Below are 18254 nucleotides of genomic sequence, written 5' to 3'. Positions count from 1 at the left end.
GCTGGGGTCTTGTGAAACTTTGCTAAATTTATCGAAAAGTTGGGTTTAAAACCCCGTGCTAGAAGCACGGCTTTATATTTACGAGTGTTGCATTTGCCACTAATATATTAAGATACTAATTAGTACCGATGGACAGTCGGGAATCCAAAACGCCAATGCAGACGGTTTGCTCTTGTACTGAGATATCTCAGCGGAGCCGGAGACGCTCCGCCTCCGGTCTAGGTCAAAGTCGAAATCCTGTAAGGGAGTAACTAGGAAGTCTTTGAAGTGATTCTTTAGTTGCTGCGTACCAACAGGAAAGGAGTCATGTCACAATCAATATATTTTTAGCCAGCATAGAGACATAAGCTTTTTTCGACCAAGGAGTTAAGGCTTTGTCCTTCTTTCCTTGCTTTAAGTACAATTTTTTTGTGTAAATCAGGGTCAATTCTGACCATGAATTTACCAGAGAATGGCTTATCAGGCTCCTCTCCACGTTCTCTACAAAAATCTAAATAATCATCCACTGAATCAGAAAAAGCAAGCTTAAGTTCGTCTACGCTACTACCTTGAAAAGTAATCACGTCCCGAATATTAATTACTTCACCGTGAAAAATTTCTGCTTCAGCGTCAAATTCTACAATTGCCTCATATCCTTTATATTTCATCATTTTCAGTCCCCGTTTTTTTAATCCCCGCTTCTGTCAAAAATCGTCGCATCGACTTAACAACGCCTTTGTCAGTTTCTTTTTCAGGGTGTGGTCTGTGAAATGTGGCTCTTATATCATCAAGAGCAAATCGGACTCTTGACCCTCTTCCAACTGAAACCTCTGCACCAAGAGCAATTAATAAAGACTCTATATCACTCCAGAAAATATTGGATCTGGTGGGGTTTTGAAAAAGGGCATCAAAAGTTTTTTGCTGTTTACTACGTAAGTTCCATTTATATAGTATCACCAGATGATACTATATTTTACTAAATTTGTTACACTTTGCAAAATGTTAAAGATTAAGGTAACTGCCATTGTCCTTGCCAATGTCCAATACCCAATGCAGCCATTGGAAGGGAAGAGTGAGAGGTATTTTAGGGGATTGTGACACGGGTATAGGGAGCGTAGCTTGCCGCCGTAGGCATCTCGCCCGTAGCATTGATGTCAACTTAAGCGCAAACCCTTTTAAAACCTCGTTTCCAGCCAGAGGCTGGAAATGCTGCTCTTGGCGGCTCTGCCGCCAGCAAGGGAGGCCGAGCCTCTAGAATGGCGTTCCTAGTCGGAGACTCTTAACGAGACAATCTAAAAGCTGGTTCTAGGCAATGCAGCCATTGGAAGGGAAGAGTGAGGGGTATTTTAGGGGATTGTGACACGGTTACAGGGAGCGTAGCTTGCTGCGGTAGCCATCGCCCGTAGTCACCCCATGCCCCATGCCCCATGCCCCATGCCCCATGCCCCATGCCCCATGCCCCATGCCCCATGCCCCATGCCCCATGCCCCTAATCTATCGCCTCGTAATCAGCCTGTGCGGTATTTTCTTCGTCAAAATCAAAGTTGAATTGTGGTATTAGTGTGCCATTCATTGGTGAGTCCATTTCTGGGGTCAAGAGACTAGCTGAAGCCTCCTCAATCTCATCACTTTGGCTGTTAGCTCGATTGTAAACATCAGCTCCAATTGCCAGCAGGGTTTGTTGGAAGTCCTCTAAACGTTGCTTAAATTCCACTGTGGAAACACTGGAGTCAATCATGGCAGCTTGGAGTTGTGAAACTTTTTCACTGGCCAAGGTTTTCATCTGCTCGCCGATAAAGTTGCCATTATCCTTGATGGTGGATTCGTAACTGAACAACAGATTATCAGCTTGGTTTTTCAGTTCAACCAGTTCTTTACGTTTTCTATCTTCTTCGGCAAACAGTTCCGCCTCTTGGCGCATCCGTTCGACTTCGTTATTACTCAAGCCACCTGTATTGGTAATCCGAATACTCTGTTCTCTACCTGTACCTTTGTCTTGGGCAGAAACCTTCAGGATGCCGTTGACATCGATTTCAAAGGATACTTCAATTTGAGGCACACCACGGGGCGATGGGGGAATTCCTGCTAGCAAAAACTTGCCGAGACTCTTGTTATCTCGTGACATTGCCCGTTCACCTTGGAGGATGTGAATTTCCACCGAGGTTTGCCCATCAACTGCTGTGGAAAAAACTTGTGACCGACTCGTAGGAATTGTGGTGTTGCGTTCAATGATTTTGGTGAACACTTCACCCAAAGTTTCAAGTCCCAAGGACAGAGGGGTGATATCCAATAGTAAGAGATTATCGACTTCGCCACCCAACACACCTGCTTGAATAGCCGCTCCCAATGCTACCGCTTCATCAGGGTTGATCGAGCGATCGGGAGCTTTGCCATTGAAAAACTTAATTAGCGCGTTTTGGACTGCGGGAATGCGGGTAGAACCACCTACTAAAATAATCCGCTCTATGGCTGGTGGTTTGAGATCCGCATCTTTGAGCGCTTGGATCATTGGTTCGATGGTCGCTTCAATTAATTTTCCTGCGAGTTCTTCAAATTTAGAGCGGCTAAGTTCCATCTCCAGATGCTTTGGTCCTGTGTCATCAGCCGTGATAAAGGGCAAGTTGATGGAGGTATTCACTATGCTGGAGAGTTCAATTTTTGCCTTTTCTGCCGCTTCCCGCAGGCGTTGCAGTGCCATCTTATCTTGGGAAAGGTCGATTTTTTCCTCTTGCTGAAAGTGTTCCATCATCCAAAGCACGATCGCATTATCAAAGTCGTCTCCACCTAAGTGGTTGTTACCACAAGTTGCCTTAACTTCAAAAACGCCATCCCCAAGTTGCAGGATCGAGACGTCGAACGTACCGCCTCCCAAGTCGAATACTAAAATTAGCTGCTCTTGGTCTTGCTTTTCCAATCCAAAGGCTAAAGCCGCAGCTGTTGGTTCGTTGATGATTCGCAGAACTTCTAGTCCAGCAATCGTGCCAGCATCTTTAGTTGCTTGTCTTTGGGCATCTGTGAAATATGCGGGTACGGTGATCACTGCCTGAGTGACCTCCTCACCCAAGAAGTTTTCTGCATCCTGCTTGAGCTTTTGCAGGATCATGGCAGATAGTTCTTGTGGCGTGTAATTCTTTGAGCGAATTTGGACATCAACGGTATCATCTCGACCTTTGACACAGTTGTAGGGAACGCGATCGCGTTCTGTTTGAGTGTCTTCCCAACGCCGCCCGATGAATCGTTTAATACTGTAAATTGTGTTTTCGGCATTGGTTACGGCTTGGCGCTTTGCCAATTGACCAACCAAGCGATCGCCACTCTTCCCAAATCCCAAAATACTAGGAGTAGTTCGTCCACCTTCAGAACTGGCGATCACAAGTGGTTGACCGCCTTCCAAAACTGCGACGCAACTGTTAGTAGTGCCTAAGTCGATCCCAATAACTTTTCCCATATTTACCAGTATTTTTACTGAGTTTTTCTACTGTAATCTGTCGCGGACTAACTTTTTGGCATGAATCAAGGCTAGCGGATAACGTCTGTGAAACCCCTGTTGCTGGTAGCAAGAGAGAAGTTGAAACACAGAGAGTTATCCAAAGCCTTGTCTAAGTTTTAGGTACGCGATCCTCGTCCTTGCTAGAACCCAGGCACTTTTGGTCAGCGAGGCGAGCGATTACAGCTTAACTGAAGGCTTGACTCGACTGATCTTCTGGTGCAGCAGGGGTATCTTCCTTGGGAGCAGCGACTTTGACCATTGCATGGCGTAGCACGCGATCGCCCAAGTAATATCCGCGCACTAACTCTTCTAACACTGTTCCTTCAGGATGTTCATCCGTAGGTTCCCGCATTACTGCTTCGTGTAGGTTAGGATCAAATTCTTCACCTTCGGGACGCATTGGTGATACACCCAAGCGCTTCAGGCTATCTACTAATTGTTTGTAAACGCCTTGGTAACTTTTGTGCATTGTCATTTCGCCATCAGATAGCGGTTTGAGGTGCGATCGCGCCCGCTCAAAATTATCGACCACTGGCAGCAATTCCAAAATCGTGTTCCGCTTCATCAGCGCCTCTAACTCTTCTTTTTCTTTACTAGTGCGTTTCCGGTAATTCTCAAAATCAGCGGCAATCCGCATATATTGAGTACTACGCTCTTCTAGTTGCGTTTTCAGGGACTCGATTTGTTGAGTCAGTTCTGCCAAAGCTGCTCTTTCCACTTCAGTTTTCTCGGTTGCCGCGACACCATTTTCTGGATTGAGAGTAGCCGTATCGCCGGATACATTGGTTTGGGCTGCCACTTGCTCTGTCACCTCACTGCCAGATTCATTGAAATTAATTTGGGCTGGGGAGTCACTCTTCATTGCTTGCTTTACCTCTGTTGGTTCACCCAATTGCTGGCTTGTATTGTTTATCTGTTTATTTTCATCCATTATTGTCCACTCATTCCAGATGCTATTTATGGCAGTGTATCTCCACAGCTTGCAACCGTCGTCATCCACGACTTGCCACTGAGGCTGATTTTGTTGCCAACAAGTTCCTGGAAGTGATGTAACCGTTCTCTTATTGTGACAAATGGTGAACACGTTAGCCCAGACCCCACTAAGGTGGGAACCCGAACGAATAATTTTCGAGAATGGCGCTGAATGTGACTCGCCCCTGATCTTAATTTGAAAATGTCTTTAATGCGTGAATTTTGAATTTGCAGCAAAGCGACGTGACTTAGGACTTTTTTGGGAAATGAGAATTCTGTCTCACAGTCGGGGAATACTCTAAACAGAGGTTTCCCCAAATCAATTGCTCATTTATGACTTACTCGTCAGCACAACGGCGCAGTACCGCTCTAACTACCAGAACAGAGTTTTCGCCCTTCGGCAACAAGCTAGTGCTATCTGGCTATGTGAATACCGACCAGATGAGGCAGGCACTAATTGAAAGCCGTAAATCTGGCAGACCCCTAACGGAAGTACTAGAGTCAATCACTGGGCAACAACTATCACCTGAGTTGCTCAGGCAATATAAAAAACAGCAGCTATTTGAACTTAAAATACTATATGGTGTTGAATTCCTTGATCCGGAAGTCAACTCCTTTGGCAGCACGATGATGGCGAACCTAATTGAAACCCTCATCCCAGTGGATATCTGTCGTCGCCATCGTTTAGTACCACTATCGAAACACGAAGACCAAACCCCGCCCTCAGTTTTAGTGGCGATGGTCGCTCCAGATAATCTAGAAGCTTCCGATGACCTGAACCGCATTTTGCGCCCCCAAGGCTTAGTCTTGCAGCGCATGGTGATTACACAGGAAGACTACCAACAGCTAATCAACCAATACCTGGATGAAATGGCTGTTAAGCAAAAGCACCTGGATCAAGCAAAGTTTACAGATATTAATCAGGATTTAGAAAACCTCGGAAATCTCGATCTTTCGGATGCTCCTGAAGAAATGGAGGCTGATCTCGGGGCGGCGATGAAGGGTGCAGAGGATGCCCCAGTCATCAACCTAGTGAACAGAATCCTGGCTAAAGCCTTGCATGAGGGCGTTTCTGACATTCATATCGAACCCCAAGAAGAAAACTTACGCATTCGCTTTCGGAAGGATGGCATACTGGTCGAAGCTTTCGATCCCCTACCGAAAAAAATCATTCCGGCGGTGACAGCCCGATTTAAAATCATCTCCAATCTAGACATTGCGGAACGGCGTATACCCCAAGATGGACGTATCCGGCGGCTGTTTGAGGGACGTAAAGTAGATTTCCGGGTCAGCACCTTACCCAGTCGTTACGGGGAAAAGGTGGTGCTACGGATTTTGGATAACTCTTCTACCCAACTCGGATTGGATAAGTTAATTACCGATCCGGAGACTTTACAAATTGTCCAAGATATGGTGAGCCGTCCCTTTGGTCTAATTTTGGTGACTGGGCCAACTGGTTCTGGGAAAACAACCTCGCTGTATTCTGCATTATCAGAAAAAAATGATCCCGGTATTAATATCAGTACTGTGGAAGATCCAATTGAGTACAGCCTTCCAGGGATTACTCAAGTACAGGTGATTCGGGAAAAAGGGCTGGATTTTGCTACCGCATTGCGGGCTTTCTTGCGGCAAGATCCAGATGTGCTGCTGGTGGGTGAAACGCGGGATAAAGAAACGGCAAAAACAGCAATTGAGGCTGCTTTGACTGGTCACTTGGTATTAACTACCTTACATACCAATGATGCCCCAGGTGCGATCGCTCGTTTGGGAGAAATGGGTATTGAGCCGTTCATGGTTTCTAGTTCCCTAATTGGCGTTTTAGCTCAACGTTTGGTGCGGCGTGTATGTCCTGAATGTCGTATTCCCTACACTCCTACCGTCCAGGAATTGGGTCGTTATGGTCTATCAGCTTCCTCAGATATCGAAGTTACCTTCTATAAAGCTAACACCTTGACATTAGATGCGATCGCCGAAGCCAAAACCAAAAATCAGCTTTGTCCAAAGTGTAATGGTGTCGGCTACAAAGGGCGTTGTGGAGTCTATGAAGTCATGCGAGTTACCGAAAACCTGCAAACTCTCATCAACGAAGATGCACCCACGGAACGTATCAAGGAAGTGGCAATAGAAGAGGGTATGAAAACCTTGCTGTCTTACAGTTTAGACTTAGTGCGCCAAGGTTCTACCACCCTAGAAGAAGTAGAACGAGTGACGTTTACTGATACTGGTTTGGAAGCCGAGTTAAAAGCCAAACGCAAGATTGGTCTTACCTGCCTGACCTGCGATGCCACATTGAAACCAGAATGGCTGGATTGTCCCTACTGTATGACATCTCGGTTTCAAAATTAGTCATTGATCATTGGTCATTAGTCATTAGTCATTAGTCATTGGTCATTGGTCATTGGTCATTGGTCGATGGTTAGTAACTTTAAACAAATAACAAACATTAAAAGGAAGCAGAACTATGGAAATGATGATTGAAGACCTGATGGAGCAGTTGATTGAAATGGGTGGCTCGGATTTGCATTTATCCGCAGGTTTGCCTCCCTACTTCCGCATCAGTGGCAAACTCACCCCCATAGGTGAGCATGTAATGACAGCCGATCAATGTCAAAGGCTGATTTTTAGTATGCTCAACAATACCCAACGTAAAACCTTGGAGCAGAACTGGGAGTTAGATTGTTCCTACGGTGTTAAGGGTTTGGCTCGTTTCCGGGTCAATGTCTATAAAGAACGTGGTTCTTATGCTGCTTGCTTACGGGCATTAAGTTCTAAGATTCCTAACTTTGAAAAATTAGGTTTGCCAGATATCGTCCGGGAAATGACAGATAAACCCAGAGGACTAATTCTGGTAACAGGCCCTACAGGTTCCGGCAAGACAACTACCCTAGCGGCAATGATTGACTTGATTAACCGCACCAAAGCAGAGCATATTTTAACGGTGGAAGACCCAATTGAATTTGTCTACGAACCAATTAAAAGCTTAGTTCACCAACGGCAACTGGGTGAAGATACCAAGAGCTTTGCTAATGCCTTGAAAGCAGCTTTGCGGGAAGATCCAGATATTGTTCTGGTAGGGGAAATGCGCGATTTGGAAACGATTTCTTTGGCAATTTCTGCCGCAGAAACAGGACATTTGGTATTTGGTACGCTACATACCAGTTCCGCCGCCCAGACAGTTGATCGGATTATTGACGTTTTCCCCCATGAAAGACAAACCCAAGTGCGGGTGCAGTTGTCTAACTCGTTAGTGGCGGTATTTAGCCAAACCCTCGTGTCCAAGAAAAACCCTAAACCCGGTGAATATGGTCGGGTAATGGCTCAAGAAATTCTGATTGTCACTCCCGCTATTTCCAACTTGATTCGAGAAGGCAAAACAGCTCAAATTTACTCAGCTATTCAAACTGGCGGCAAATTGGGAATGCAAACTCTGGAGAAGGTTTTAGCCGATATGTACAAAGCCGGAACAATCTCCTTTGAAGCAGCGATGTCTAAGACTTCTAAGCCAGATGAAATCCAACGTCTGATCGGTACTGCGGCACCGCCGCAGGCAGTAGGTGCAAAACCCGGTGCAGCTGCCAAAGCGCATTAAAGGAGCTGGGGAGTGGGGGAGTGAGGAAGATTAACCAATGCCCAATGCCCAATGCCCAATGCCCAATGCCCAATGCCCAATGCCCATTTTGAATTAATTTATGCCAAACTACGTTGCCCGTGTGCGCGATTCTCAAGGAAAATCTCGCTCAGAAAAAATTGTTGCCGAATCCTTGGTACAAGCTCGGACTAATCTCAGAGATCAAGGTTTTGTAATCCAAGAACTGAAACAATCTCAAGGATTTCAACCAGATGTTGCCTTCAAAAATTTCCAGAATTCCTTAGTTAAGGTTTCTGTGAAAGACAAAGCCGTTTTTTCGCGTCAATTTGCCGTTTTGATGAATGCGGGAGTTGCGATCGTTAGAAGTCTGGGGGTACTTGCTGAACAGTGTAGTAACCCCAAATTGAAACAAGCTCTTGTGGAGATTAGCATTGATGTTCAAAGCGGAATGAATCTTTCAGAGTCAATGCGGAAGCATCCTGACTGCTTTGATGGATTATATGTGAGTATGATTCAAGCTGGCGAAGTTGGTGGTGTTCTAGACGAAGTGTTGAATCGTTTAGCGAAGTTGTTAGAAGATGTGGCCCGCTTACAAAACCAAATTAAATCAGCATTGTCTTATCCAACGGTCGTGGGTTTTATCGCAGTTGCTATCTTTCTCGGCATGACCATTTTTCTTATCCCCATTTTTGCCACGATTTTTGAACAAATTGGAATTACATTACCACCTCTAACGCAATTCTTGATGGATGCTAGTAAATTTTTGAGAAGTCCGAAGGCTGTCATCCTTCTCTTTATTATTGTTGGATTGAAAATTGCCTATGGACAATTCGGTAAAACTCCTGGTGGTCGCCTAACACTTGATCGTCTTTCCCTGAAAGTACCGTTGTTTGGCGACTTAATTCAAAAATCTTCAGTCGCCCGCTTTAGCAGAACTTTTGGTTCTTTGACTCGTTCAGGTGTGCCAATTTTAACTTGCTTAGAAATTGTCCGAGATACATCAGGAAACCAAGTGATTGCCAATGCCATAGATGCAGCCCGCCTTGAGATTCAACAAGGAGGTATGATTAGCATTGCTTTACAACAATATGAGGGCGTTTTTCCGGCCATGGCAATTCAGATGATTAGTATCGGAGAAGAAACTGGAGAATTAGATGCAATGTTGATGAAAGTTGCCGATTTCTATGAAGATGAAGTTGAGCAGGCAGTAAAAGCAATGACCAGTATTTTGGAACCAGTGATGATTGTAGTTTTAGGGGGAATGGTTGGAACCATTTTGCTAGCGATGTATCTACCTATGTTTAAAGTATTTGAAACGTTGGGATAGAGGATTAAAAGTTAGGAGTTAGAGACGCGATTAATCGCGTCTGTACAGGAGTTAGGAGTTAAAACTTGCATTTCTAACTTCTAACTTCTAAATTTTATTCTTAACTTATCACTTCTAAGTACTCACTATTTAATAAACTATGACTGTGCAAAAATCTCAGTACGAAGCGAGTTTGGCAGAGTACAGCAATCATCTAGCTGCGATCACCTTACTAAAGCAATATCGGCCATACTTGGAGATGATTCCCAGTTTGCGCCGTCCAGATGAAAGTGTGATCACTATTCCCTTGCCCATTGTCCGTCTTCGCAACACTGCTACAACAGCCCCACAAACGATTTCCTTACCCTGTGATGTAGCAATTTTGATGTGCGATCCTGAGTGGAAAATCAAAACTGAACCAGAAATTTTAGTCTTTATTCATCGCGCTCATGAAGACTTTTCTGATTTGTTAGGACGTTGGCGACAAACCCAAGTTTGGCTAGACAATGATTATGAGTGGTTGATGCCTCTGCGCCACAGTCATATTTTGAGTGAGGGAGCTAATACCATATATCCTCTATTTGTCGTTTTTAGCGATACTTTAGAACGCATCCAAAGAGGACTCGTGGGAGCCGAACTTCCATTTATTATGCAAACGCCAGATTTGCTGCTTGAGGAGAATTTCACAGATATTTTCTCTCCAGTAATTCCATCATCTTAGAAAAGTGAGGAGTTAAAAGTGAGGAGTTAAGAGTTTTCAATTGCAATTTCTGAACAAAGTCAGAGATTTTTAAGTCTCAAGTTTAGGTTTTTAACTCCTAATATCATGTCCGATGAATTGCCCATAATAAAAGAACCTCACCCTGATTTTGCTATGCAAAACCTGTCCCTCTCCTTAGTAAGGAGAGGGATTAAAGATAGAACAGGGTGAGGTTTTTCTTTTGTTTTAGGTAATTCGATGACTTGTGTGTATACGGTAGCCACTAGTAGGGGAGAGGTCACACACGAATCACAAGTAATTTACGGGACATGATATAACTCCTAACTCCTAACTATTACCTCACAAATTTGGGCATAATTTCGGCAGCAGTGAATATTCCATACATGCCGCGTTGGTGCAATTGCTTACCAGCTTTGAGATAGCCAAAAGCAGGGCCGCAGACATTGGCTGCCATACTAGTTTCATCTCCCAGAGTAAAGGTATGGGTGGAAATCTTCCCTTCAAAGGTGCGCCCTGTTACTTTAACGTTGGTGCTGAGGGGCTTTTTCGGATTGCGAGTGTCAACTATACCACCAACAGTAACGCGATCGCGATCGCAAATTCCCGCTACTTCTAACATCACATCATCAGCGTGTTCCATATTCGTCAAGGTAAGCACACCATTAGTTTTATCTAGTAGTGTTTCTACTTCTGCGTCAGTCATCGCCCTAGCGGTTTCCACTGTGTAACCAGGCATGTGGCCAATGTCTTCCCGAACGGTGGCACGGTAAGCTTCCCAGTTGGCAATTCCCACCCCGAAGGTAATTTCGACTTGATGAATTTCGGCGTAGCTTTGGGCGGCTAATGCGGCGGCGGCTGTTAACAATCCCGGTGTTGCACCACAGCCCGTCATGTACGTAATCCCGGCTGCTTGCAGTTCCCCTCTCATCGCCAGTAGTTGTTCTACAGCAGTGGTGCGCTTAATTGCATCCACTAGCACCCCACGCCAACCAGATTTGATAAACTGCTTGGCTACAGAGGGAATAAAGTCATTTGGTAGGTTGGGTAAAGCCAGAAAATACCCATCCACAGGTTGAGCTATTTCAATTACATCCTGAATACTTTGATTTGTTAACGTACCAACTGGCTCTAAATAACCTATGGAACCTTGGGACTGGTAGATTGCAATGCATTCTTGAGTATTTAAACCTTCAGCATGGTAAGCGTAACCTTTTTGATCTGCTGCTGCGACTAAAATCATTTCCTGTTTAGCAACAAGTACCTTGGCGGCGGCTTGTCCGAGTCCGCCGAAACCTAGTACTCCTATGCGTATCGCTGGCGAAATATTTGCTGTACTCATAGTCAATTACTTAAGTTGAATTACAAGCCTTCAAACTTTACCATCTCAGCTTGTGGCTGATGGCTGACAGCTTTTAGCTATAAAGGTTAATTATGCTTCATTATCCTGGTTTCTTCCCCAATCAAATCAGTTTTTTCACCAGAAATTCTTGCTGAGTGATTTAGGCTTGAGCAAATTTTCACGCGAAATAGCATCAAAAATCCAAATATACCTTAAAGCGATGCCTACGGCTGGCTACGCCTACGCTTTAGGGTAGTGATGAAAGCGATGCCACTTTTGGTCTAGGCTGGAGCATACTAAACAGTATCATCTTCATCAACAAGCTGTAAAACCCTCTTGTATAAAGGTTCAGCGACCCAGAATCCTGCTTGGTTAATTAGAGCATCTAAAAGAGGTTTCACAGCAGAAATTAGCCTTTGACTTTTAGCTTCAACCAAGATCCCTAAAATCCCTGTGTAACTAAGATTTAGCCTAGCTGCAACCATGCGACCACGACGTTCATCAATCAAAACTTGATCTGCTTTCATTTCCAGTGCTAGAGCGATCGCTTCGGCTTCACCAATATCCAGTTCATTACTGAGTGCCTCAACCAGTATACGATCTTGAACTGGACGAGTTTGAATCCAGATAAAAGTTTGTACTTCAGTTGCACCTGCAACTGGAAAGTTGGGATCAGTCAGTTCTCGGTAGACAGCTTCAGGAATTAGGACTGTTCCGTAAAGCTGTTGTAGTAAATGAACGTGGTTAATGGCGGCGAGGTTATTGATGGGCGAAGTATCACTGACAATGATCACAGTCTACCCATTGCCCGCAAGTTCTTGATATCTTGTTCAAAATCCTCGACCCCGTAATGTACTGAAATTTGACGACTTGCGAGTAGATGCTGAAATGCTATACGATTCATCCCTGCAAACCGGCTGGCTTGAGCAAGGGTTAACTTTTCTTTTTGAAAGAGCATCACCGCAATTTCCTGCTTCATTTCGCCTTCAGTCATCCGAGTTGCGGTTAATATTTCATTAGGAATGATGACGCTCATAATTACAATCCTCTCTATCATTACTATTCTAAGTAGCTTGGGCATCGCCAAATGATAATTAGGTAAATATTACAGTCAGTATTTAAACTATCCGCAGCATAAGTGTAGCCTTTTTGATCTGCTGCTGCGACTAAAATCATTTCCCGTTTGCCAACAACTACCTTAACGGCTGCTTGTCCTAGTTCGTCGAAACCCAGTACTCCGATCTCCGATGCAGATTATTTTGTTCGCTTATTCTGTATTCATAGGCAATTTTTTGAGTTGAATTCAAAGCCTTCAGTATTTACCGTCTTACCTGATAGCTATAAAGGTTTATTATGCTTTATTGTTAGAAGTTTTTACGCTATAAAATAGTTTTCTGAGTAGTAACTTTGGTTTGGGGATTTTGGTTTTTCTCATCACGTATGAGTAATAATACAGTTCCCAAACAATTAAGATATATATTAATATAAACAATGAAATGTACATTTTTTTATTACATCTATGTTTATTTTTTTTGAAAAAACCATTTATTTCTTCATGATTACTCTAGTTTTAACAGTCTGTTTAGAATTTACTTCAGTTCCACCTGCTTTTGCTTTTAATGTTTCAAGTTTTCCAGGACATATTCAGGAAGTATTCTCTAACCAACAGCTAATTAAAGATGCAAAAATATTTATGAATACAACACCAGAAACATTTTGTAGAGCTTATTCAGATCAATTGAATGGTGTTGATGGTGGAACTTTGGAAGCTATTACAGAAGGGGCAGAATCAGTTATTACAGTTGCTACAGCAATTACATCTGCTTCGACAGCAGGAGCAGGTTCCTTAGCTGGATATGCGGGAATCGCATCAGCTGTTTCTCACTTAGGATTAGGCGGTTTAACACAGGCTATTGCAGGGATGATGGGAAGTAGTGTTACGGGAGCAGCAGCAACGGCTGTGGTCACATCAACAGTAGGAGGCCCATTAGTTATGGCCGCACTACTCGTTGGTGGTACTAGTGTTGCTGCCTTTGGTACGTATGAGTTACGAAAATTTGCTGTTGAGCATTTGGCAAGTCTGGCAAAAAGCTACTGTAACCCTCCAATGAACGCTCTAAATTCATAATTACAATTATTTTCAGGTAAATAAACCGAACTGTATCCTTTTGTAAATCTTGTTCATGTAATAATGTAACGCTTTGTTTTGGTTTGGGAACCCTAAGAATAATACTTCAATGCTGAACACGGTTTGTATAGCAATAAAGGATCTTCTCGCAGATTTCGAGGGAGATGATTTCGTCACTCCCAGAATTATTCGCGCTACTCGCAGTTTTAATGGTCAAGGTATTTCACTTTATTACTATATTTATGGTAAAGATTCTGATGGGCTTGTTGCTGGTCTAAAACTAGACTTCTTTAGAGACGTTCGCTTCACTAACTTTAAGAAACCTCATTCAACAGAAAAATATAAACCTTATTTTGATAAATTCATTGCTGGATGGTATTGTAGCCACGATGATGTGTTGGAATGTTTTGCATCATCGAATTCAGTAGTAAAAGTCCAATTAGACAAGATGGCTAGACATTGGAAAATTCCTGTAGAGCGATTTACCAATACCTTGTTACTTGCATATATGTTGTTGGATGCTGAAGATTATGACTGGCTTGATGGCTCTGATTGGGACGGCGGAGATTTCAGGTCGAAGAAGGTTCTGATGTCCCAAGATTAACAACCTGCTATCCTCTGTAATATCTGGAAGTGATACAAGATGAATAAAAGTAGAATTGAGTTACTGGATGTAGTAGCACTGACAGTTGATCTACCTGAATACAACTTGTACCGTGGTCAAGTTGGCACATTAGTAGAATTATTAGCTGGTGGCGCTGCATTTGAAGTTGAATTTAGCGATGCCTGCGGCGGGCTACGCCTACGCAACGGCCACACATACGAATCTGTTGGTTTACGCCCAGAGTAAATTATGGTGTTACATTTTGAGCCAGCATCCCCTGATTCAGTCCCGGAGATGGTAACAGCCTAAGCGATAGTCCCCAGTGCGATACCAAGATAGATAAAAAATAAAGAGCGAAATAATGCTAAAAACATTCAGAGCTTGGTTGAAAGGAAGTCGTTTAGAGTGGATTGATGATGTACCTACATTGGGAGAGCAACAAATCCCAGTTCATGTTACATTGCTGGAAAATGAATTAGTCCTCGATAAAAAAGCACGGGGACGGAGAATGGCTGAGATATTAGAAAAAATTGCTGTGAGTCAATCTATGACTGATGTTGATCCAGTTATGTGGCAGCAAGAAACCCGTCAAGACCGTTCACTTCCGGGACGATAAAACGTGCTGATCGATAGCAACATTATTATATATTCTGCTCAACCAGAAAACGCCCAATTGAGAGAGTTAATTGCTGAATATGCACCTGCGGTATCAGCACTAAGTTATTTGGAAGTGTTAGGCTATCATCTGCTTAAAGAAGAACAACGCCCGTATTTTGAAGAGTTTTTTCAAGTTGCTCAAGTTTTACCAATCTCTCAAGATGTCTTAAATCAAGCGGTAATCCTGCGACAACAGAAACGAATGACTTTAGGTGATGCAATTATTGCCAGCACTGCTTTGGTGTATGGGCTGACTTTAATAACAAGAAATACAGATGATTTCCGTTGGATTACACAACTGAAATTGTGGAATCCGTTTGAGTCTGATAAACCCAGTTAAGACAAAAGTGCGATCGCATGATGGTAGTGATGAAAGCGATGCCACTTTTGGTCTAGGCTGGAGCATACTAAACAGTATCATCTTCATCAACAAGCTGTAAAACCCTCTTGTATAAAGGTTCAGCAACCCAGAATCCTGCTTGGTTAATTAGAGCATCTAACAGAGGTTTCACAGCAGAAATTAGCCTTTGACTTTTAGCTTCAACCAAGATCCCTAAAATCCCTGTGTAACTACCCTTTAAAATATTCTCTGATGAGAGTAATAGAAGATTAGAATTTGGGATTTTATTTAAATGTAGTTTAGTAGTACTACTGATTGAAGTGCGGAATGCGGGTTCAATAATAGCGATCGCCATCAGTCACAAGACAATTCCAGGACTTACGCAAAAAAGTTCTGAAGTAGCGGTAATTCATGAATTACCGCTACGACAAATCAGGTTTTTGAGACAATTTTGCGTAAGTCCTAAATTCAAAAGGCTCAAGTCTGAATAGTCTTCGCCGACTGGTTAAATAACAAATCTCGTGACTTATCTGGATCAAGCGCTTGAGTTTTCAGTGCTTCAGCTTTCTCATAGGCGCGAATTGTTGCCGGACGGACTTTAATTGTCTCAAACCAGCGCTTGAGGTGAGGAAAATCTTCTAGGTTTTGACTTTGGCGCTCATAGCCCACAATCCAGGGATAAGCTGCAATATCGGCGATGGAATAATCGCCAGCCACAAATTCTCTATCTGCTAGTTGCTTATTTAGCACTGCATATAAGCGTCCCGTCTCATTCACGTAGCGGTTAATGGCATATTCGATCTTTTCGGGAGCGTATGTACTAAAGTGATGATTTTGTCCCGCCATTGGCCCTAGTCCTGCCATTTGCCAGAACAACCATTCTAAAACTTGAGTGCGTTGGCGTAAATCTTGGGGGATTAATTTACCGGTTTTTTCTGCCAAATATAGTAAGATTGCACCAGACTCAAAGACGGAAATCGGCGCACCTCCATCTGCTGGTTCGTGGTCAACGATCGCGGGCATACGATTGTTAGGAGAAATCTTCAGAAATTCCGGCTTAAATTGCTCCCCAGCCCCAATATTTACCGGAATTATGGTATATGGTAAGCTGACTTCTTCCAAGAATATAGTGATTTTATGACCGTTTGGGGTTGCCCAATAGTAAAGTTCAATCATGGTTAGTTTTCCTTTTATTGAGGGTTTAAATTTTAACGCAAAGGGGCGCAGAGGGAAGCGCAGAGGTTTCGTTATAAATTTAATGGGGTGATTTGGCGATCGCTGCCCAAACTCTGTGGTGAACCTGAAGAATTGGTGTGGGATATTTTGCTTCGAGTAATGTTGCCAATTCTTGGTCAAATATTTCTACTTTTTCTGGTGTCAAGCTGGCTCCCACCCCAGCACTAGCACGAATTCGCCCCCGCCAATCTTCGTGTGTATAAGACACAAATACATCGTAAGAAAATGTGCGGATTTCTCGGAATCCTCCTTCTCCAATGTCTTTTAACCACAGAGGATACAATCCATTACCGCCGTCTAGATTCCACGCTGGATTATGAGCCTTGATCAGTTGTTCTGTTGCTTCCACCACATTACCTTTTAAAGGTATCCAATCAAAATGAGCGATCGCAAGCAAGCCATTTCCTCTCAATATTCGAGTAATTTCCTGGACGGCACGCGGACGGTCAAACCAATGCCAACACTGTCCAGCTGTTACCACATCCGCACTTGCATCTGGTAACTCGGTATTCTCGGCAGTTGCGACTCGATAATCTACTTTGAGTTGGGCAGATTCGCTTAACTGGCTTGCTTGTTCTAAAAGTGAAAGTGATGGGTCTATGCCAATTACATAAGCACCTCTATCCGCAAAGCCCCGCGCTAGTGTTCCTGTTCCTGTGCCAAGGTCAACAATGTTTTGCCCTGGTAAACCTATACCATATTCAGACAGTTTGTTAAATAATGAACTGGGAAAGCCAGCGCGGTGTTTTGCATAATCAGTAGCAGTTGCACCAAAATCAATTTTCATACCTGCAAAATTATTCTTGTAACAATTGTCTTGGCTAGAAGTTCTCTACCCAGGGACGTAGTTCTACTTCCCATGTCCAAGCACTGCGGGGTTGGCTGAGAATGCTGAGATAAGTTTGAGCGATCGCATCCGGGTCAAGAGTACTATCAGGATTATCTGCTGGATCTTGGCGGTCTGTGGAGCGGATTGCACCATCAATCACGAAATGTGCCACATGGATATTCTTTGGTGCTAATTCTCTCGCAATACTCTGAGCCAAACCGCGCAGTGCAAATTTACCCATTGCAAAGGGAGCAGACAGAGGATAACCCTTAACACTCGCTGAGGCTCCAGTAAAGAATATAGCACCACCGCCAAGTTGCAAAAACCTTTTGGTAGCAGCTTGAGCCACAAGAAAGCCACCATAGGCAGTTACATCTAGGGTTTTTGCCACCTCACCAGGGTCTAGATCAACAAGAGGACCCCTCACCCGGAAACTGGGATTGTAAATGACAATATTCGGGGAACCGACTTTATTATCAATATCTACAAATAACTGTTCTACTTCATCTGGCTTTGAGACATCAGCAGCGAAACTAACTGCCCCAATTTCACTGTTCAATTGAGTGAGTTTTTCAATTTGACGGGCCGCTAAAGCTACGGTAAATCCTTCTTTGGCAAATAGGCGAGCTAAAGAAGCGCTCAGTCCACTACCTGCACCGACAATTAAAGCTGTTGTTGCCATAAATTTAATTCTCCTAGTTAGGATAAACAGTTAAGGCTTGTTTTATTCAAGCGCCTCTTTTCTTGATCAAATTCCTTGGGCGAAACTTGCTGATCTTTAGACTTTGGCGGAGGGCAGCGCTCACAATATTATATTGGTATTGGTCGAGATGGATAGCAGATACGTTCTACGGTTGCTGATTAATAAGTTTTGCTTTGGCGATCGCTGATAATGTTGAAAGCTCTTAGTTTTGATTGTATGTCAACTTTCATCTTCATAAACCTTACTACGATGCCCTACTTTAACTACACTTATTAACAAAATATCGTCATATATTTCATAAATCACTCGCTACTCGCCTACTCGAATACGATAAGTGTTTTCTTGATTCTTTAATTTTGTA

Annotated in this window: 20 protein-coding genes and 2 pseudogenes; 9 read left to right on the top strand and 13 right to left on the bottom strand. The window is 43.4% G+C overall.

Going from position 1 to position 18254, the window contains the following annotated elements; all coding sequences use genetic code 11:
* Positions 1-326: 326 nt before the first annotated feature.
* The 5 genes from V7K31_RS20005 to grpE form a co-directional block, all read right to left on the bottom strand.
* On the bottom strand, positions 327-650 hold the full coding sequence (locus V7K31_RS20005) for a type II toxin-antitoxin system HicB family antitoxin (protein ID WP_335096374.1): 324 nt from the start codon (positions 648-650) through the stop codon (positions 327-329).
* On the bottom strand, positions 637-936 hold the full coding sequence (locus V7K31_RS20000) for a type II toxin-antitoxin system HicA family toxin (protein WP_335096373.1): 300 nt from the start codon (positions 934-936) through the stop codon (positions 637-639). The genes V7K31_RS20005 and V7K31_RS20000 overlap by 14 nt, the downstream gene beginning before the upstream one ends.
* A 322-nt stretch (positions 937-1258) precedes the next feature.
* Positions 1259-1450: a hypothetical protein gene (locus V7K31_RS19995; protein ID WP_335096372.1), complete on the bottom strand. Its 192-nt coding sequence runs from the start codon at positions 1448-1450 to the stop codon at positions 1259-1261.
* 18 nt (positions 1451-1468) lie between these two features.
* On the bottom strand, positions 1469-3427 hold the full coding sequence (dnaK, locus tag V7K31_RS19990) for a molecular chaperone DnaK (protein ID WP_335096371.1): 1959 nt from the start codon (positions 3425-3427) through the stop codon (positions 1469-1471).
* Between the two features lie 226 nt (positions 3428-3653).
* Positions 3654-4403 (bottom strand): nucleotide exchange factor GrpE, encoded by a 750-nt coding sequence (gene grpE / locus V7K31_RS19985; RefSeq protein ID WP_335096632.1) that lies wholly within the window; start codon positions 4401-4403, stop codon positions 3654-3656.
* Positions 4404-4774: 371 nt separating this feature from the next.
* Between grpE and V7K31_RS19980 the strand changes: the two genes are divergently transcribed.
* From V7K31_RS19980 to V7K31_RS19965, 4 genes and pseudogenes are all read left to right on the top strand, one after another.
* Positions 4775-6787, top strand: a complete 2013-nt coding sequence (locus V7K31_RS19980) for a GspE/PulE family protein (RefSeq protein WP_335096370.1) — start codon at positions 4775-4777, stop codon at positions 6785-6787.
* A gap of 112 nt (positions 6788-6899) precedes the next feature.
* A pseudogene (locus tag V7K31_RS19975) lies at positions 6900-8030 on the top strand (type IV pilus twitching motility protein PilT); the annotation flags it as partial.
* A 100-nt stretch (positions 8031-8130) separates the two neighbouring features.
* On the top strand, positions 8131-9357 hold the full coding sequence (locus V7K31_RS19970) for a type II secretion system F family protein (protein ID WP_335096368.1): 1227 nt from the start codon (positions 8131-8133) through the stop codon (positions 9355-9357).
* 139 nt (positions 9358-9496) lie between these two features.
* Positions 9497-10057, top strand: coding sequence for a hypothetical protein (locus tag V7K31_RS19965; protein WP_335096367.1), 561 nt, complete (start codon positions 9497-9499; stop codon positions 10055-10057).
* Between the two features lie 334 nt (positions 10058-10391).
* On the opposite strand, the gene bioU is transcribed toward V7K31_RS19965, so the two are convergent.
* The 4 genes and pseudogenes from bioU to V7K31_RS19945 all read right to left on the bottom strand — a co-directional run.
* On the bottom strand, positions 10392-11396 hold the full coding sequence (gene bioU / locus V7K31_RS19960) for a (S)-8-amino-7-oxononanoate synthase BioU (protein WP_335096365.1): 1005 nt from the start codon (positions 11394-11396) through the stop codon (positions 10392-10394).
* A 296-nt stretch (positions 11397-11692) separates the two neighbouring features.
* Positions 11693-12190 carry a DUF3368 domain-containing protein gene (locus V7K31_RS19955; protein WP_335096364.1) on the bottom strand — a complete coding sequence of 166 codons (498 nt, stop codon included), beginning with the start codon at positions 12188-12190 and terminating at the stop codon, positions 11693-11695.
* A complete protein-coding gene (locus V7K31_RS19950) occupies positions 12187-12432 on the bottom strand; it encodes a UPF0175 family protein (RefSeq protein ID WP_335096362.1) in 246 nt (81 codons plus the stop codon). The genes V7K31_RS19955 and V7K31_RS19950 overlap by 4 nt, the downstream gene beginning before the upstream one ends.
* Positions 12433-12503: 71 nt before the next feature.
* A pseudogene (locus V7K31_RS19945) lies at positions 12504-12638 on the bottom strand (saccharopine dehydrogenase-like oxidoreductase); the annotation flags it as partial.
* Positions 12639-12915: 277 nt separating this feature from the next.
* Here V7K31_RS19945 and V7K31_RS19940 point away from each other — a divergent pair.
* The 5 genes from V7K31_RS19940 to V7K31_RS19920 all read left to right on the top strand — a co-directional run bounded on the left by V7K31_RS19940 (position 12916) and on the right by V7K31_RS19920 (position 15125).
* On the top strand, positions 12916-13524 hold the full coding sequence (locus V7K31_RS19940; protein WP_335096360.1) for a hypothetical protein: 609 nt from the start codon (positions 12916-12918) through the stop codon (positions 13522-13524).
* 109 nt (positions 13525-13633) lie between these two features.
* Positions 13634-14128: a hypothetical protein gene (locus V7K31_RS19935; protein WP_335096359.1), complete on the top strand. Its 495-nt coding sequence runs from the start codon at positions 13634-13636 to the stop codon at positions 14126-14128.
* A gap of 39 nt (positions 14129-14167) precedes the next feature.
* A complete protein-coding gene (locus V7K31_RS19930) occupies positions 14168-14374 on the top strand; it encodes a DUF4926 domain-containing protein (protein WP_442941330.1) in 207 nt (68 codons plus the stop codon).
* A 115-nt stretch (positions 14375-14489) separates the two neighbouring features.
* Positions 14490-14744, top strand: coding sequence for a hypothetical protein (locus V7K31_RS19925; RefSeq protein ID WP_335096358.1), 255 nt, complete (start codon positions 14490-14492; stop codon positions 14742-14744).
* Positions 14745-14747: 3 nt separating this feature from the next.
* Positions 14748-15125 (top strand): type II toxin-antitoxin system VapC family toxin, encoded by a 378-nt coding sequence (locus V7K31_RS19920; protein ID WP_335096357.1) that lies wholly within the window; start codon positions 14748-14750, stop codon positions 15123-15125.
* A 67-nt stretch (positions 15126-15192) separates the two neighbouring features.
* Here V7K31_RS19920 and V7K31_RS19915 read toward each other — a convergent pair whose 3' ends face one another.
* From V7K31_RS19915 to V7K31_RS19900, 4 genes are all read right to left on the bottom strand, one after another.
* Positions 15193-15480, bottom strand: a complete 288-nt coding sequence (locus V7K31_RS19915; protein ID WP_335096355.1) for a DUF3368 domain-containing protein — start codon at positions 15478-15480, stop codon at positions 15193-15195.
* A 122-nt stretch (positions 15481-15602) separates the two neighbouring features.
* Positions 15603-16301, bottom strand: a complete 699-nt coding sequence (locus V7K31_RS19910; protein WP_335096353.1) for a glutathione binding-like protein — start codon at positions 16299-16301, stop codon at positions 15603-15605.
* A 79-nt stretch (positions 16302-16380) separates the two neighbouring features.
* Positions 16381-17148, bottom strand: coding sequence for a class I SAM-dependent methyltransferase (locus tag V7K31_RS19905; protein WP_335096351.1), 768 nt, complete (start codon positions 17146-17148; stop codon positions 16381-16383).
* Between the two features lie 34 nt (positions 17149-17182).
* The gene (locus V7K31_RS19900; RefSeq protein WP_335096349.1) at positions 17183-17872 is read right to left on the bottom strand and encodes an SDR family NAD(P)-dependent oxidoreductase; all 690 of its coding nucleotides are present in this window, start codon (positions 17870-17872) and stop codon (positions 17183-17185) included.
* Between the last annotated feature and the right edge of the window lie 382 nt (positions 17873-18254).

The sequence above is a fragment of the Nostoc sp. genome (genome assembly GCF_036917675.1).
Lineage (GTDB): Bacteria > Cyanobacteriota > Cyanobacteriia > Cyanobacteriales > Nostocaceae > Nostoc.
The sequence above is the reverse complement of the archived record's forward strand: the minus strand, read 5'-3'. Positions and strand labels throughout refer to the sequence as shown.